Origin of the sequence: Pseudomonas sp. PDM13 (assembly GCF_025685765.1) — a bacterium.
Lineage (GTDB): Bacteria > Pseudomonadota > Gammaproteobacteria > Pseudomonadales > Pseudomonadaceae > Metapseudomonas > Metapseudomonas solani.
In genome coordinates this window covers 238,454-253,664 of the sequence record NZ_JAOTQU010000004.1, presented here as the reverse complement: position 1 = coordinate 253,664, position 15,211 = coordinate 238,454, and the positions used below count along the sequence as shown (strand labels likewise).

General features: G+C 60.2%; 19 protein-coding genes and 2 tRNA genes. 4 read left to right on the top strand and 17 right to left on the bottom strand.

Features of this window, described 5'->3' with window-relative positions:
* Positions 1 to 52 precede the first annotated feature (52 nt).
* The 11 genes from OEJ36_RS06615 to thrS all read right to left on the bottom strand — a co-directional run bounded on the left by OEJ36_RS06615 (position 53) and on the right by thrS (position 9,201).
* A complete protein-coding gene (locus OEJ36_RS06615) occupies positions 53 to 370 on the bottom strand; it encodes a hypothetical protein (protein ID WP_263400828.1) in 318 nt (105 codons plus the stop codon).
* A gap of 37 nt (positions 371 to 407) precedes the next feature.
* Complete coding sequence (locus tag OEJ36_RS06610; protein WP_263400827.1) at positions 408 to 1,100, bottom strand: hypothetical protein; 693 nt, start codon at positions 1,098 to 1,100, stop codon at positions 408 to 410.
* 503 nt (positions 1,101 to 1,603) lie between these two features.
* Positions 1,604 to 1,680 (bottom strand) — tRNA-Pro (locus tag OEJ36_RS06605).
* A gap of 83 nt (positions 1,681 to 1,763) precedes the next feature.
* Positions 1,764 to 2,120, bottom strand: a complete 357-nt coding sequence (locus OEJ36_RS06600) for a MerR family transcriptional regulator (protein WP_031286878.1) — start codon at positions 2,118 to 2,120, stop codon at positions 1,764 to 1,766.
* Positions 2,101 to 2,403, bottom strand: coding sequence for an integration host factor subunit alpha (gene ihfA / locus OEJ36_RS06595; RefSeq protein WP_003282572.1), 303 nt, complete (start codon positions 2,401 to 2,403; stop codon positions 2,101 to 2,103). Before ihfA ends, OEJ36_RS06600 begins: the two co-directional genes overlap by 20 nt.
* 3 nt (positions 2,404 to 2,406) lie before the next feature.
* Entirely contained in the window at positions 2,407 to 4,785 is a 2,379-nt protein-coding gene (pheT, locus tag OEJ36_RS06590) for a phenylalanine--tRNA ligase subunit beta (protein ID WP_263400826.1), read from the bottom strand.
* A 189-nt stretch (positions 4,786 to 4,974) separates the two neighbouring features.
* Entirely contained in the window at positions 4,975 to 5,991 is a 1,017-nt protein-coding gene (gene pheS, locus OEJ36_RS06585) for a phenylalanine--tRNA ligase subunit alpha (protein ID WP_043243027.1), read from the bottom strand.
* Between the two features lie 94 nt (positions 5,992 to 6,085).
* Positions 6,086 to 6,442 carry a 50S ribosomal protein L20 gene (rplT, locus tag OEJ36_RS06580; protein ID WP_004422590.1) on the bottom strand — a complete coding sequence of 119 codons (357 nt, stop codon included), beginning with the start codon at positions 6,440 to 6,442 and terminating at the stop codon, positions 6,086 to 6,088.
* A 29-nt stretch (positions 6,443 to 6,471) separates the two neighbouring features.
* Complete coding sequence (gene rpmI, locus OEJ36_RS06575) at positions 6,472 to 6,666, bottom strand: 50S ribosomal protein L35 (RefSeq protein WP_021701550.1); 195 nt, start codon at positions 6,664 to 6,666, stop codon at positions 6,472 to 6,474.
* Positions 6,667 to 6,727: 61 nt separating this feature from the next.
* A complete protein-coding gene (infC, locus tag OEJ36_RS06570) occupies positions 6,728 to 7,279 on the bottom strand; it encodes a translation initiation factor IF-3 (protein WP_173178453.1) in 552 nt (183 codons plus the stop codon).
* Complete coding sequence (thrS, locus tag OEJ36_RS06565; protein WP_184488044.1) at positions 7,279 to 9,201, bottom strand: threonine--tRNA ligase; 1,923 nt, start codon at positions 9,199 to 9,201, stop codon at positions 7,279 to 7,281. Before thrS ends, infC begins: the two co-directional genes overlap by 1 nt.
* A gap of 497 nt (positions 9,202 to 9,698) precedes the next feature.
* On the opposite strand from thrS, the gene OEJ36_RS06560 reads away from it, so the two are divergent.
* Both OEJ36_RS06560 and OEJ36_RS06555 read left to right on the top strand, forming a co-directional pair.
* Positions 9,699 to 9,860: a hypothetical protein gene (locus OEJ36_RS06560; RefSeq protein WP_021216953.1), complete on the top strand. Its 162-nt coding sequence runs from the start codon at positions 9,699 to 9,701 to the stop codon at positions 9,858 to 9,860.
* Between the two features lie 192 nt (positions 9,861 to 10,052).
* Complete coding sequence (locus tag OEJ36_RS06555) at positions 10,053 to 10,205, top strand: hypothetical protein (RefSeq protein ID WP_164488229.1); 153 nt, start codon at positions 10,053 to 10,055, stop codon at positions 10,203 to 10,205.
* Positions 10,206 to 10,300: 95 nt separating this feature from the next.
* Here the strand turns inward: OEJ36_RS06555 and OEJ36_RS06550 are convergent, their stop codons facing one another.
* From OEJ36_RS06550 to OEJ36_RS06530, 5 genes are all read right to left on the bottom strand, one after another.
* Positions 10,301 to 10,696: a hypothetical protein gene (locus OEJ36_RS06550; protein WP_263400825.1), complete on the bottom strand. Its 396-nt coding sequence runs from the start codon at positions 10,694 to 10,696 to the stop codon at positions 10,301 to 10,303.
* Positions 10,697 to 10,872: 176 nt separating this feature from the next.
* Entirely contained in the window at positions 10,873 to 11,139 is a 267-nt protein-coding gene (locus tag OEJ36_RS06545) for a hypothetical protein (protein ID WP_263400824.1), read from the bottom strand.
* Positions 11,140 to 11,293: 154 nt separating this feature from the next.
* Positions 11,294 to 11,632 carry a hypothetical protein gene (locus OEJ36_RS06540; RefSeq protein WP_263400823.1) on the bottom strand — a complete coding sequence of 113 codons (339 nt, stop codon included), beginning with the start codon at positions 11,630 to 11,632 and terminating at the stop codon, positions 11,294 to 11,296.
* 54 nt (positions 11,633 to 11,686) lie between these two features.
* Positions 11,687 to 12,061 carry a hypothetical protein gene (locus tag OEJ36_RS06535; protein ID WP_263400822.1) on the bottom strand — a complete coding sequence of 125 codons (375 nt, stop codon included), beginning with the start codon at positions 12,059 to 12,061 and terminating at the stop codon, positions 11,687 to 11,689.
* Positions 12,062 to 12,331: 270 nt separating this feature from the next.
* A tRNA-Val gene (locus tag OEJ36_RS06530) sits at positions 12,332 to 12,408 on the bottom strand.
* 183 nt (positions 12,409 to 12,591) lie between these two features.
* Between OEJ36_RS06530 and OEJ36_RS06525 the strand changes: the two genes are divergently transcribed.
* A complete protein-coding gene (locus OEJ36_RS06525) occupies positions 12,592 to 13,875 on the top strand; it encodes an NAD(P)/FAD-dependent oxidoreductase (protein WP_043246916.1) in 1,284 nt (427 codons plus the stop codon).
* A gap of 67 nt (positions 13,876 to 13,942) precedes the next feature.
* Here the strand turns inward: OEJ36_RS06525 and OEJ36_RS06520 are convergent, their stop codons facing one another.
* Positions 13,943 to 14,617 carry a PA2778 family cysteine peptidase gene (locus OEJ36_RS06520; RefSeq protein ID WP_263400821.1) on the bottom strand — a complete coding sequence of 225 codons (675 nt, stop codon included), beginning with the start codon at positions 14,615 to 14,617 and terminating at the stop codon, positions 13,943 to 13,945.
* Between the two features lie 280 nt (positions 14,618 to 14,897).
* On the opposite strand from OEJ36_RS06520, the gene OEJ36_RS06515 reads away from it, so the two are divergent.
* Positions 14,898 to 15,167 carry a hypothetical protein gene (locus tag OEJ36_RS06515; protein WP_021218003.1) on the top strand — a complete coding sequence of 90 codons (270 nt, stop codon included), beginning with the start codon at positions 14,898 to 14,900 and terminating at the stop codon, positions 15,165 to 15,167.
* The last annotated feature ends 44 nt before the right edge of the window (positions 15,168 to 15,211 follow it).

Here is a 15,211-nt window from a genome sequence, read left to right as displayed (position 1 = left end):
AACCCGATCAGCCAACTCAAAAGCGATCAAGTCATTATTAGTCGTGAGAAATTTAATTACCATATAGTACGTCTATAATTACAGCCATCAGTAAATTCGGCATCGTAGCTTCTGCTATTAACTGTGCGCTGATCTTTTCTCGTGATTCTGCACTTGCTTGCAGTCCAACAGCGATTGCCGGCAGCAACTGAAGAAAGGCAGCATTCGTCTGCAGCTTTTGGCGTCTCTCGTCCAAATTCCACTTTAGGTTAACCTCAGCGGTCAGCTCATCACCCAAATCCCAAGCCAGCCATACCGGCGACGTACGCAGCTGCATTGTTTCGCCGATATCGTCACCGACATCATTGGGGGATACTCCATGCTTCTCCATCGGGAAGCACACCACTGTATATACACCTCCGAAAAACTTATTCCTTTAAAAGCAAAGCGCTCACTAGCTGCTGGATCAAGACTAGACTCCGATACCTCCGGCTACCCTCCTCTGCATATATGTCACCGGCATCGAAGAAGATGTTGATAACTTGCTGACACTCTTTTGTACTGGTGAGGATGCAGCAGGCGCAGAAGCCACTTAGCATCTCAAGATCATCAAGCGTGACCCAATCATTTTCGACAACCTGCCAAAACCGCACGCCCGAGACAAACGCATCGACAATGTGCGCTAACGGCTCTCCGTACTGATTGCTGTAGAAGCTCCGTGATCGATCTGATGCCTTCACCAATTTCAGATCGGCCAAAGTGCCCGCGTAGTACTGAGAAAGAACACCCAAGCTATTCATGAAGTAGCGTTTTGAAGTGTCTTGAGTTGTTGCATATAGGGAAAGACTCAACAGCTCGCCCACTTTTAGGTCGATGTCAGCCGGCACCAGCTTGGTACGCCCTATTATGGCAGCACTATATCGCTCGTTGATGGAGTCGGTCTCCGGCGCATGGTGCTCTGCAATCAAAGTAAACAGACAATCAGCAGGCCGAAATAGCCCGACGAGGTGCCCATAATCGTTCTTCACGTAGCGCTGATCGTAAGAGCAGACCAGCCAAGGATAGAACGCCCAGTCGGTCAAATTGGTGACGTAGGGGAGCGACTGAGCATAGATCATCATACAGGGCGCCTGAGTGCCCAGGTGATCAGTGTCTCCATTGGCATAGAGGGGGTCAACCAACTGGTAGTGAGTTTCATCGACGTCTAATCCATTACTGCGAAACTCGATAGGCCTAAACACTCACTTAAGCCTGCATCACGATTGATACAACTGGGGCGTATCCGCTCGCAGTAGTAGCACTGACACTCATATTGGTGCGTTTATAGCACTAGCTACAAGCCCTCAGAAGCAGCGCATAGCTGTAGCTGCCCGCTTCGTTCTTGTCCAGCACCCTATACCGACCCAGCGAGCGGGAGAGTTGGGCGCAATGGCTACCCAGATGCCGCACCTAACCAGCCTTACAGCAGCGAGCTGCCACACCACCAATGGAGCTAGGAAGCTTTTTAATGTCGGCTGCCGAAACGAACGCAGAAGGTCCGCAATGAAGAGACAAGAACTCAAAAAACTAAAAGCCAAGAAACGAAAAAAGCCCAAGTCTTTCGACTTGGGCCTTTCTCTAAATATGGTCGGGACGGAGTGATTCGAACACTCGACCCCTTGCACCCCATGCAAGTGCGCTACCAGGCTGCGCTACGCCCCGACTTTGTTGCTTGTCCCGCACTGCGGAACGGAGCGAACTATACTTTAAGCTTTTGAATTGTGGAAGGTTTTTTTCAGGTTTTTTTACTTACGCAGAACCATGAGGACGTCTTCAAGCTCGGCGATGGTCTGCCGGATGAGCTGCTTGTATTGGGTGGTGTCGTCCTTCGCTTCGTCACCGGAGAGACGCTGGCGCGCCCCGCCGATGGTAAAGCCCTGGTCGTATAGCAGCGCCCGGATCTGCCGAATCATCAGCACATCCTGGCGCTGGTAGTAGCGCCGGTTGCCGCGTCGCTTTACCGGGTTGAGCTGGGGAAATTCCTGCTCCCAGTAACGCAGCACGTGGGGCTTGACTGCGCAGAGCTCGCTGACCTCGCCAATAGTGAAGTAACGCTTGCCGGGGATTGTCGGCAATTCGTCGTTATGACTTGGTTCCAGCATAAGCTTCGACTCTGGCTTTCAGTTTCTGCCCCGGACGGAACGTCACGACACGGCGAGCCGTGATCGGGATTTCCTCTCCTGTCTTCGGGTTCCGCCCCGGACGCTGACGCTTATCCCGCAGATCGAAGTTGCCGAAACCCGACAACTTGACCTGTTCGTTATGCTCCAGCGCCTGACGGATTTCCTCGAAAAACAGCTCCACCAGTTCCTTGGCTTCCCGTTTATTCAGGCCAAGCTCTTCGTACAGACGTTCAGCCATCTCAGCTTTCGTCAGAGCCCCCATACGCTACTTCCTTAACGTGGCGTTGAACCTTTCTTCCAGCGAGGTGACGATGTTCTGCGTTGTGGTGTTCACCTCATCGTCGTTAAGAGTGCGCGATGGATGCTGCCAGGTCAAGCCGACGGCCAGGCTTTTTCTAAGCGGATCAATACCTTTACCGTGATAGACGTCAAATAGCCTGAGGTCCGTCAACCACTCACCCGCCGCCTCGCGGATGGTGTCGAGTACGGCCTCGGCGGCGACCTCGCGATCCACCAGCAGGGCCAGGTCGCGGCGCACTTCGGGGAAGCGCGAAAGCTCGCGGAATTTGGGCAGGCGGCCGCGCATGACTTCAGCCAATACCAGCTCGAAGAGGTAGACCGGCTGATCCAGGTCCAGGGCTTTTGCCAGCTCGGGGTGGATGGCGCCGAGGTAGCCGACCAGTTGGCCGTCGCGCTCGATGCGGGCAGTCTGGCCCGGGTGCAGGGCATTGTGCTCGCCGGGTACGAAGTCGAAACCGTCCAGCGCGCCGGCGGCGCCGAGCAGGGCTTCGACGTCGGCCTTCACGTCGTAGAAGTCCACGCCGTCACGGCCATGGGCCCAGGCTTCGGGCAGGCGCTTGCCGCAGACGACACCGGCGAGCATGGCTTCCTGCTTGAGCCCTTCCAGCTGGCCGACGAAGCGCAGGCCGCTTTCGAACAGGCGGACGCGACCCTGCTGGCGGTTGAGGTTGTGCTGCAGCGCCTTGACCAGGCCCGGCCACAGGGAGGAGCGCATGGCGGCCATGTCGGCGGAGATGGGGTTGGCCAGCATCAGCGGCTGCACGCCGGGGTTGAACAGTTCGAACAGCTTGGGATCGATGAAGCTGTAGGTGATCGCTTCCTGGTAGCCGCGGGCGACCAGCAGGCGACGCAGGGCCGGCAGTTCGACGGCGGATTCAGAGCGTGCCTTGGGCGCCAGGCGCGCTTGCGGGTAGCGAACCGGCAGGCGGTTGTAGCCGTAGAGGCGGCCGAGCTCTTCGATCAGGTCCACTTCCAGGCTGATGTCGAAGCGGTGGCTGGGAACTTCCACCGTCCATTGGCCTTGGCCAGCGGAGGTGACGCCCAGGCCCAGCGCGGTGAGCAGGCGCTCGACTTCGGCGGCATCCATTTCCATGCCCAGCATCTGGGCGATGCGCTCGGCACGCAGGGTGACCGGTGCGACGCTCGGCAGGTTGGCTTCGCTGACGCTTTCGATAATGGGGCCGGCTTCGCCGCCGACGATGTCCAGCAGCAGCGCGGTGGCACGCTCCATGGCTTCGCGAGCGAGTTGCCAGTCCACGCCACGCTCGAAGCGGTGCGAGGAGTCGGTGTGCAGGCCATAGGAGCGGGCCTTGCCAGCAACGGCGATGGTGTCGAAGAAGGCGGCTTCGAGGAACAGGTCGCGGGTCTTGTCGCTGACGCCGCTGTGCTCGCCACCCATTACGCCGGCGATGGCCAGGGCGCGGGTGTGGTCGGCGATGACGAGGGTGTCGGCACGCAGGCTGACTTCCTGGCCGTCGAGCAGGACGATCTTCTCGCCCTCCTCCGCCATGCGCACGCGGATGCCACCGTTGATTTCGGCGAGATCGAAGGCGTGCATGGGCTGGCCGAGCTCGAGCATCACGTAGTTGGTGATGTCGACGGCGGCGTCGATGCTGCGCACGTCGGCGCGACGCAGGCGCTCGACCATCCACAGCGGGGTGGGCTTGGAGAGGTCGACATTACGCACGACGCGGCCGAGGTAGCGCGGGCAGGCCTTGGGCGCGAGGACTTCGACCGGGCGCACTTCGTCGTGGGACGGGGCGACCGGGGCGATGGCCAGGCGGGTGACCGGGGCGTCGTAGAGCGCGCCGACTTCGCGGGCCAGGCCGGAGAGGTTGAGGCAGTCACCGCGGTTGGGGGTGAGGCCCAGCTCGATGACGACGTCGTCCAGCTCCAGGTAGCGGCGGAAGTCTTCACCCACCGGCGCATCGGCGGCGAGCTCCATGAGGCCGCCGTGGTCTTCGGTGATCTTCAGCTCGTTGGCCGAGCAGAGCATGCCGAAGGATTCGACACCGCGCAGCTTGGCTTTCTTGATCTTGAAGTCGCCCGGCAGCTCGGCGCCGATCATGGCGAAGGGGATCTTCAGGCCGGGGCGCACGTTGGGCGCGCCGCACACCACCTGGAAGGTTTCGCTGCCGTTACTGACCTGGCATACGCGCAGCTTGTCGGCGTCGGGGTGCTGTTCGGTGCTCAGCACCTCGCCCACGACCACGCCGCTGAAGGCGCCGGCAACGGGGGTGACGCTGTCCACTTCCAGGCCGGCCATCGACAGACGGGCCACCAGCTCGTCGCGGGATACCTGCGGGCTTACCCAGCTCCGCAGCCACTGTTCACTGAATTTCATCCAGCTCTCCTAAGGATTCGTTTCGGCCACGTGCGTAGGTGGTCGGCTTTCGCGCTCCCTCGCATTCACGCGGGAGGCGGTGAGCCCGCTGACGGGTTCTCTCACCTGGCCCCACCTGAGGCGGGGCACTCGCTACACAGCTACAACACAACACTCAACGCACGGGGCATTCGTTTCTGACGGCGCGGCCTAGCGGAATTGCGCGAGGAATCGCAGGTCGTTATCGAAGAACAGGCGCAAGTCGTTGACGCCATAGCGGAGCATGGCCAGACGCTCGACGCCCATGCCGAAGGCGAAGCCCTGGTACTTCTCCGGGTCGATGCCGGACATGCGCAGCACGTTGGGGTGGACCATGCCGCAACCCATCACTTCCAGCCAGCCGGTCTGCTTGCACACGCGGCAACCTTTGCCGGAGCACATGACGCATTGCATATCGACTTCGGCCGAAGGCTCGGTGAAGGGGAAGAAGGACGGGCGGAAACGCACGCCGAGGTCCTTCTCGAAGAACACGCGGAGGAATTCCTCGATGGTGCCCTTGAGGTCAGCGAAGCTGATGCCCTCGTCGACCAGCAGGCCTTCGACCTGGTGGAACATCGGCGAGTGGGTGATATCCGAGTCGCAACGGTAGACACGACCCGGGCAGACGATGCGGATCGGCGGTTGCTGGGATTCCATGGTGCGCACCTGGACCGGCGAGGTGTGGGTACGCAGCAGCATGTTGGCGTTGAAATAGAAGGTGTCGTGCATCGCCCGGGCCGGGTGGTGGCCGGGGATGTTGAGCGCTTCGAAGTTGTGATAGTCGTCTTCGACCTCAGGGCCTTCGGCGATGCCGTAGCCGATGTGGGTGAAGAACTGCTCGACGCGCTCCAGGGTACGGGTGACCGGGTGCAGGCCGCCGGAGACCTGGCCACGGCCAGGCAGGGTGACGTCGATGCGCTCGGCCGCGAGCTTGGCGCCGAGGGCGGCCTGCTCAAGCGAATCCTTGCGGGCATTCAGGGCGTCTTGTACGCGTTCCTTGGCGGTGTTGATCAGGGCGCCGACTTTGGGGCGCTCTTCCGCCGGCAGGTCGCCCAGGGTCTTCATCACCTGAGTCAGTTCGCCTTTCTTGCCAAGGTAATGAACGCGAATCTGCTCAAGGGCATTCACGTCGTCGGTGTTTTGCACTGCCTCAAGCGCTTGAGAGACCAGCGCATCCAGATTTTCCATGTACAGACTCCAGATACGAAATAGGGGAAGAGCACAAGGCTCTTCCCCTATTGGTGACGTTCAGCACCGGGATAGCCCGGTGATTGTCGGGGACTTAAGCCAGTACGGCTTTCGCTTTCTCGACAATCGCAGCAAACGCCGCTTTTTCGTTCACTGCCAGATCGGCCAGAACCTTGCGATCGATCTCGATGGCCGCTTTTTTCAGGCCAGCGATCAGACGGCTGTAGGACAGACCGTTCAGACGAGCACCAGCGTTGATACGAGCGATCCACAGAGCGCGGAACTGACGTTTGCGCTGACGACGGTCACGGTAGGCGTATTGGCCAGCCTTGATCACCGCCTGCTTGGCAACGCGGAACACGCGGCTGCGTGCGCCGTAGTAGCCTTTGGCGAGTTTCAGAATCTTTTTGTGACGCTTGCGAGCGATAACGCCGCGCTTAACACGAGCCATGAGTAGCTTCCTCTAGATATCTTGACCGATTAACGAACGCGCAGCATGCGCTCGACTTTTGCTTTGTCCGACGGATGCATCAGTTCGCTACCGCGAAGTTGACGCTTACGCTTGGTGGACATCTTGGTCAGGATGTGGCTCTTGAAAGCGTGCTTGTGTTTGTAGCCAGCAGCGGTCTTGAGGAAACGCTTGGCTGCACCGCTCTTGGTTTTCATCTTTGGCATGTTCGGATACTCCGCATTGAGTGATTACGCATAACCGCAAGGCCTGCCAGTGCCCTGGTGGTTACTTTTTCTTTTTGGGAGCGATGACCATCATCAGCTGGCGTCCTTCCAGCTTAGGATGCTGTTCAACGGTGCCGAGTTCGGCGAGGTCGGCTTCGACCCGCTTCAACAGCTCCATGCCCAGCTCCTGGTGAGCCATCTCACGACCACGGAATCGAAGCGATACCTTGGCCTTGTCTCCCTCATTAAGGAAACGTACCAGGTTGCGTAGTTTTACCTGGTAATCCCCTTCTTCCGTCCCTGGACGAAACTTGATTTCTTTGATCTGTTGCTGGTGCTGATTCTTCTTCGCCGCAGCAGCCTGCTTCTTCTTCTCGAACAGGTGCTTGCCGTAGTCCATGATCCGGCATACGGGCGGCACTGCATCAGCGGAAATTTCCACCAGATCCAGCTTTGCTTCTTCAGCAGCGCGAAGCGCTTCATCAATCGAGACGACGCCAATTTGCTGGCCGTCTGCACCAATCAGTCGCACCTCTCGAGCCGAGATATTCTCGTTAATCGGGGCCTTAGGTGCAGCTCGTTTATCTTGTCTCATTTCACGCTTAATAATGATTACTCCAATTCTTGGCGACCACGCCGGGAAACCGCCTGCGCAAGCGTAGTGACGAATTGGTCGAGGGGCATGGAGCCCAGATCGACGCCTTCACGGGTTCGCACAGCAACGGATCGTGTCTCAACCTCCCGATCTCCAATAACCAGGAGATAGGGAACCTTGAGCAAAGTATGCTCGCGGATTTTAAAGCCGATTTTTTCGTTTCTCAAGTCGGACTTGGCACGGAACCCGCTTTGGTTGAGAGTTTTTTCAACCTCGAGGGCAAAATCGGCCTGCTTGTCGGTGATATTCATGATCACCGCCTGGGTCGGCGCGAGCCACGCCGGGAACAGCCCCGCGTAGTGCTCGATGAGCATGCCGATGAAGCGCTCGAAGGAGCCGAGGATGGCGCGGTGCAACATCACCGGGCGCGTACGGCTGTTATCTTCGGCGATATAGCTGGCATCCAGACGCTCCGGAAGGTTCGGATCGTACTGCAGGGTGCCGCACTGCCAGTTACGGCCGAGGCAGTCCTTGAGGGTGAATTCGATCTTCGGACCGTAGAAAGCACCTTCACCCGGCTGGTATTCCCAGGCCAGGCCGGACTCGTTGAGGGCGTCGGCGAGGGCACCTTCGGCGCGATCCCACAGTTCGTCGGATCCCACGCGTTTGGCCGGGCGAGTCGACAATTTCATCGACACATCGCCGAAGCCGAAGTCCGAATACACCTGCAGCGTCAGCTTGATGAAGTCGGCCGCCTCTTTCTTCACCTGTTCTTCGGTGCAGAAGATGTGGGCGTCGTCCTGGGTGAAGCCGCGCACGCGCATGATGCCGTGCAGGGCGCCGGACGGCTCGTTACGGTGGCAGGCACCGAACTCGGCCAGGCGCAGCGGCAAGTCGCGGTAGGACTTCAGGCCCTGGTTGAAGATCTGCACGTGGCACGGGCAGTTCATCGGCTTGACGGCGTAGTCGCGGCTCTCGGAAGCCGTGGTGAACATGTTCTCGGCGTAGTTGGACCAGTGGCCCGAACGCTCCCAGAGGATGCGATCGACGACCTGGGGCGTACGCACTTCCACATAGCCGTGCTCACGCTGCACCTGGCGCATGTACTGCTCCAGCACCTGGTACAGGGTCCAGCCATTGGGGTGCCAGAACACCATGCCCGGCGCTTCTTCCTGCAGGTGGAACAGGTCGAGCTGCTTGCCGATGCGGCGGTGATCGCGTTTCTCGGCCTCCTCGATGCGCTGGACATAAGCGGCCAGCTGCTTCTTGTCGGCCCAGGCGGTGCCATAGATACGCTGCAGCTGCTCGTTCTTCGAGTCGCCGCGCCAGTAGGCACCGGAAATCTTGGTGAGCTTGAACGCTTTCAGGAAGCGGGTGTTGGGCACGTGCGGGCCCCGGCACATGTCCACGTACTCCTCATGGAAGTACAGGCCCATGGCTTTCTCGTCCGGCATGTCTTCGACCAGGCGCAGCTTGTAGTCCTCGCCACGGGCCTTGAACACTTCGATCACCTCGGCGCGCGGGGTGACCTTCTTGATCACGTCGTAATCCTTGTCGATCAGCTCGGCCATGCGCTTCTCGATGGCGGCCATATCGTCAGGCGTGAAGGAGCGCTCGAAGGCGATGTCGTAATAGAAGCCTTCATCGATGACCGGGCCGATCACCATGCGGGCGGTCGGGTACAGCTGCTTGACGGCATGCCCGACCAGGTGGGCGCAGGAGTGACGAATGATTTCGACTCCGGCCTCGTCCTTCGGGGTGATGATCTGCAGGGTGGCGTCGCTGTCGATCAGGTCGCAGGCATCGACGAGCTTGCCGTCGACCTTGCCGGCGACGGTGGCCTTGGCCAGGCCGGCACCAATGGATTGCGCCACCTCGAGTACGGATACCGGGTGATCGAACGAACGCTGACTGCCGTCGGGAAGAGTAATGATGGGCATGGCGCCTCCTCTCCTAGTGGTGACCTCTACCAAAGGCCACATGGGTTGGGATGAGCCAGTAATTGATCCGGGGGTATGCCTGCCACACGATGACAGAGCCCGAAGGCCAACCGAGCCGAACCAGAGTCACTGGAGGTGTCGAGAATCGCGGATGCTTCCAGAAACACGTGACAGTGACAAGCACCCGATGCGAGCGGCACGCCTTTATATAGGCGCGACGACCGAAACCGGCGATGCGCAGGGCACGCAACGAGCAGGAAGAATCGCGAAGCGCGGCACTCTAGCACAAAAGAATCAATGACTTAGAAGCGCGCAACACTGCAACCCCACGGCATGCATCGATCCCAATACCCCAAGACCCTGTCGCAGGCCCCGCCATCCGGGCACTGACATTCAATTGCCATCATCGAAATGTGACAACAATCACACAAGAAACCGGAACAGTTCACAGTCGCACTGATATGCTCCGTCGAATCCATCGACCAAGGAGTCATGCGATGAAGGAACAACGTACTTTCCTTGCTCTCCGCGCCCACATTGACGAGTTGCTCAGGGACGGAGCCAGCATTATCAGTCGCGACCCTCTCACCCTGAAGGTCAGCGGCCATCTCTATCGCGTGAACTACGGCATGCTGATCAGCCACTCCGTAGCCGCCTGACCGCGCCCGGGCGCTCTCGCCCGGCGCTGCCCCGCCCTCCCCGCCTGACACCTTCCTCGACGGCGTTTCTGACTGCACATCCATGTTTCGAACGAATAGTCAAAAACGTACAAAGCGCAACGGAATTTCGGAACGCGAGCCCTGTCACAGCTACTGCTATTCTGCTCGCATCTTCCCAGGGGAGACTGATCCGTGAAGGAACAACGGAATTTTCATGCTTTGCGTGCGCACATCGATGAATTGCTCAAGGAAGGAGCACGAATCATCGGACGGGAACCACTCACCATCAGGATCAACGACGGCCTCTACCGTGTACTGCACGGCATGCTGATTGCCGATATCTGAAACCAGACCCGACGCACCGCCTTACCACCTCCGCCAGCGCGACAACCTCGCACTGCGGCTTTCCTTTATTGCTCAACACCCTTCGAACGCCCATATCAGGGAATGAACACAGGCTCCTCGGGCGCAGGCTCGGAGTGATCGTCATCGCTATTCGACCAGCCCGCCCCAGCCCCGAAGTCCAGCGCCTGGGTCTGCAGGTTGTAGCCGACATCCCCACCACTGAAGTAGCCCTCGCCCTGATAGGCAACACCGATGTTCGGCCGGAAAGCGGACGACGCGAACAGATAGTCGAGGCCGACGGAGCCCAACATCTCGTTGTCCTGGTCATCGCTGAACGCCTTGACCCCCGCCGCCACGCCACCGCCGAAGACATAGCTCACCCCGACACCGAAGCCGATGTCGCTCGCCTGCGCCGCGCCGCCCATCGATAGCAGCACAGCCCAAGCCGCCACCGATGTCGCCCGACGACCGAAATCGATTCGCTTGCTCATGGCAAACGCCTCCTCGCTCGTAAATGCATTTTCAAGCGTAGAGAGCCTGCGGATATATCCAAGCGAAGCGGGACCACTTTTCCGATATATGGACATCTACTAGGGCGACCCGGCGAGCCCAAACGACAGAAACAAAAAGCCCGGCGCAAGGCCGGGCTCATCGATACGCGCAACACTCACTTCATCGAGTTGGCGAAGGCATTCCATTCCTCGGTCGCCTTGAGCGCCGCCTCGCGATGCTTGCGCACCGCCTCGTTCCGCTCGGTCACAAAGGCCGTGATGCACTTGTTGTAGCTGTCGACATCACGGGCGAACTGGTCGCGATGCGCCTCATCCCTGAACTGCGCCGGCACATCCGGCCGCTTGCAATCATGGTGAGGGGTAGCTGATTCAGCGAAAACAGCAGGCGAGATCAGGAGAAGTACGGCGAGAGCTTTGCGCATTCGTTTCCTCACGAGAAGCCGGCAGCTTCCCTCAGCGGCAGCCATATAAAGAAGCCGGAAAACTAAAACGCACGGCCAGTTGAGTCAAGCAAGGCGCACTACCAGAAGCCCAGGCCTCTCAATATCCCTACTTAGAGAAACGACCGACACCGGCTCACTTGAGCGGGTCCGCCGCCCGCCAGGTCCCGGGCGCCTGAAGCAACGAGGCCTTGTTGGGCAGACCCCGACAGGCACGATAGGCAATCGCCTGGGACTTCTGATCCCGCTCCACCAAAGCCCCCGCCTCGACACCCTCATAGCCCCACTCAGCCGCCAGACAGTCGACCCACAAGGATTCGACCCCGCCCTTTCCATTGCCGAGCCTGATCACCGCCTTGGAGTCATCGACCCACTCAACCGAGGCAACCTTCAGCCCACCGCCGACCAGATCCTGCGCAGATGCGGTCATGGGCATCATCGCCACCACAAGAACACCACAAAGATGGATACGCATTTAATCCCCTCCCTGGATAGGTAAAGCGAATGCAACAAGGCGCCAACCGTGCGATCAAGGGCAAGCGCCGGCCGGCGCACGGACGATCCTGGCGCTCGATGACGACGTGGTTTCAGCCTCTGCATAGGCATCCATGTTCAAAAGCTGCTGGCCGCCAGCCTCATCGATGACCGAGTAGTTGCCATCGGAGAGCGTGCGCCAGCAGCCCCTGACCTCGGCGCCTTCGCTGTGGGAAACATAAGCATGCCTCTCGGCAGCACGCGAAACAGGCAGCTCGCACGCTCTCTCGAGGAAAAGCACGTCAGGCACATCGCCCAGCGAGAACGCATCGCCCACACACTGATGCCCCTTATCAGCCCGCACCAGCACCTGCTCGGCGCTGGCGGCACCGGCAACCAACGCGCACAGCATTCCCATTGCGTATTTCATGGTGATCCTCCGTGAACAGAATCGAGCGACCTGAAGCCCAGATTGTGAGCTGCGCTCCCTGGGAGAATCCAGAGCTTCCTGGAGGAGGAGATGGCCACCATCCATTTGAGGGGCGCACGGAGAAGGAGATCGAGCACCAGCGGGCACAGGCAGGCTTGAAAGCCTGAACCATGAGGAGGGCCCGGAAGCCCTTTGAAGGAAAATCGGAAAACAAAAAAGGGCGACCCTTTCGGATCGCCCTTCATGCGCTGCAGTGATGCAGCTTCGAATTGGTAGGCACAATTGGACTCGAACCAACGACCCCCACCATGTCAAGGTGGTGCTCTAACCAACTGAGCTATGTGCCTTCGATGGGTGCGCATTCTACAGCCATGCGTTTCGACGTCAACAACTTTTTTCGCTAACTGCCTGAAAAAGTGAAGTTTTTGTTGTTCAACGCCGCGTTAAATATCTTGCACAGCCCCTAGCCGGCTATTTTCAACTCGGGTAGCATCACGCCATCCGTAAAAAATAAAAAACAGAGATTCAAGATGACGCACACTCCCTACCCCCAATCCTATTACGCAGCATCGGCCAACCCGGTACCGCAGCGGCCGGAGCTGGTCGGCGAGACCGAGACCGACATCTGCATCATCGGCGCCGGTTACACCGGGCTGTCCACCGCCCTCTTCCTCCTGGAAAACGGCTTCAAGGTCACCATCGTCGAAGCGGCCAAGGTCGGTTTCGGCGCGTCCGGCCGTAACGGCGGGCAGATCGTCAACAGCTACAGCCGCGACATTGACGTGATCGAGCGCACCGTCGACCCGAAGCAGGCGCAACTGCTCGGCCAGATGGCGTTCGAAGGCGGCCGCATCATTCGCGAGCGCATCGCCAAGTACAACATCCAGTGCGATCTGAAGGACGGCGGTGTGTTCGCCGCCATCACGCCCAAGCAGATGGGCCACCTGGAGTCGCAGAAGAAGCTGTGGGAACGCTACGGCCACACCCAGCTGGAGCTGCTGGACGCCAAGCGCATCCGCGAGGTCGTGTCGACCGAGAACTATATAGGCGGCATGCTCGACATGAGTGGCGGCCATATCCACCCTCTGAACCTGGCCCTGGGCGAGGCAGCGGCGGTGGAATCCCTCGGCGGCATCATCCATGAGCAATCCCCGGCCATTCGTGTGGAGCGCGGCGCCAACCCGGTCGTGCACACGCCCAAGGGCCGCGTGAAGGCCAAGTTCGTGGTCGTGGCGGGTAACGCCTACCTGGGCAACCTGCTGCCCGAGCTGGCGTCCAAGTCCATGCCGTGCGGCACCCAGGTGATCACCACCGAGCCGCTGTCGGAAGAAATGGCCAAGAGCCTGCTGCCCCAGGACTACTGCGTCGAAGACTGCAACTACCTGCTGGACTACTACCGCCTCACCGGCGATAACCGCCTGATCTATGGCGGCGGCGTGGTCTATGGCGCCCGTGACCCGGCGAACATCGAGGCGATCATCCGCCCGAAGATGCTCAAGACCTTCCCGCAGCTGAAGAACGTGAAGATCGACTACGCCTGGACCGGCAACTTCCTGCTGACCCTCTCGCGCCTGCCCCAGGTCGGCCGTATCGGCGACAACATCTATTACTCCCAGGGCTGCAGCGGCCACGGCGTCACCTACACCCACCTGGCGGGCAAGGTACTGGCCGAAGCACTGCGCGGCCAGGCGGAGCGTTTCGACGCCTTCGCCAGCCTGCCCCACTACCCCTTCCCGGGTGGCCGCCTGTTCCAGGTACCGTTCAGCGCCATCGGCGCCTGGTACTACAGCCTGCGCGACAAGTTGGGGATCTGATCCCGCGATATGAAAACGGCGCCCTCGGGCGCCGTTTTTCATTGGGGCTGCGGCACCGCCAGAGAACTCAGTGCAGCTGCTTCCTGGCGATATTCGCCGCATCGGCCTGCCCGGCACCGGCCAGCGCATCGACGGCCTGGGTCCAACGCGACCTGTCCGCCTCGGCGGGCAGCTGGTTCGGCGCCTGCAGCAACGCGGCCCAGTGGCCAGCGCTTTCCCAACCCGATTCGAACTCCGAGAAGCTCATCGGCAGACGGCGTATGCCACCGGCACGCAGGAGCAGTACCTGCTTGTTGCGGTCGTAGCCCACCACCAGCGCGTAGCGCCAGGACGGCAGCCAACCGTAGCCCTGGCGCAGGTGCACCAGCACGGGATTGCCCGCCGCCACCTGCACCAGCAGGTCTTCCAGTTGATTGCCCAGCGGGTACAGCAGCAACCCATGGCGATTCACCACGCCCGCTAGGTTCTGTTGCAGTGCCTCTTCCCGTTCGGGCAGGCGCAGCTCCCTTTCCACCATGCCCGGCGTCACCGTCTCGCCCTGCAGGGTGAACAGCGCAGCCAGGCTGGCCGGCGCGCTCTGGTAGGCATGCTGGGCGAAGAAGGGCACGTTGCTCAGCTCCACCGCTTCGGGCAGGGCACGCAGCCTGGGCGATGTGGAAGGCTGGCTGGAACAGGCCGCCAACAGCAGGCAGAGCACGAGCCCGGCGCAGCGGGTGAAGGATCGGTCAAGGCGAATAGGCACTGCATCTACCCCGGTGGTTCAGGTGCATGGCAGGCACCGGCGCGAGCGGCCGGCCCATGGCGCACCTGTATACCCGAGGCACGCCTGGCAACGCACGGAAATGACGGTTTTTCGAGACCGTTATCACCAATCCATTCATTGCTGCGACAAATAGTTATTTATTCACGACGGCCTGTGACTTCCGGGTCAGGTTTCGCCATCCATATCCACGACGGCACACAAACGGTCGAGCCGACCGGGTCCGTCACCTCAATGGGCACAATACGGAGAGACCCACCCCATGAATGCAACACTGCGCTTCAACGAAGCCCTGATCATCGCCGGCCGCGCCTTCCAACCCTTCCAGTGCGTGGCCTGGGCCCCACAGGATGGCAACGGCGAGCTGAGCCTCAGCGTCATCGACCGCACCAGCACCCGCCTGCTGGGCCGCTCGAAAATCGCCAGCAGCACCTATTCCGACCCCGAACAACTGGCCAGCATCCTCAAGCAGTCCCGCGAGGAGCTGAGCCGCCAAGGTTACAGCCTCGCCCCCTGGGAGATGCCCGAGTAATACCTCCCAGCGCTGTGCCCACTGCGCGGCGGGCAGCTTCCCGG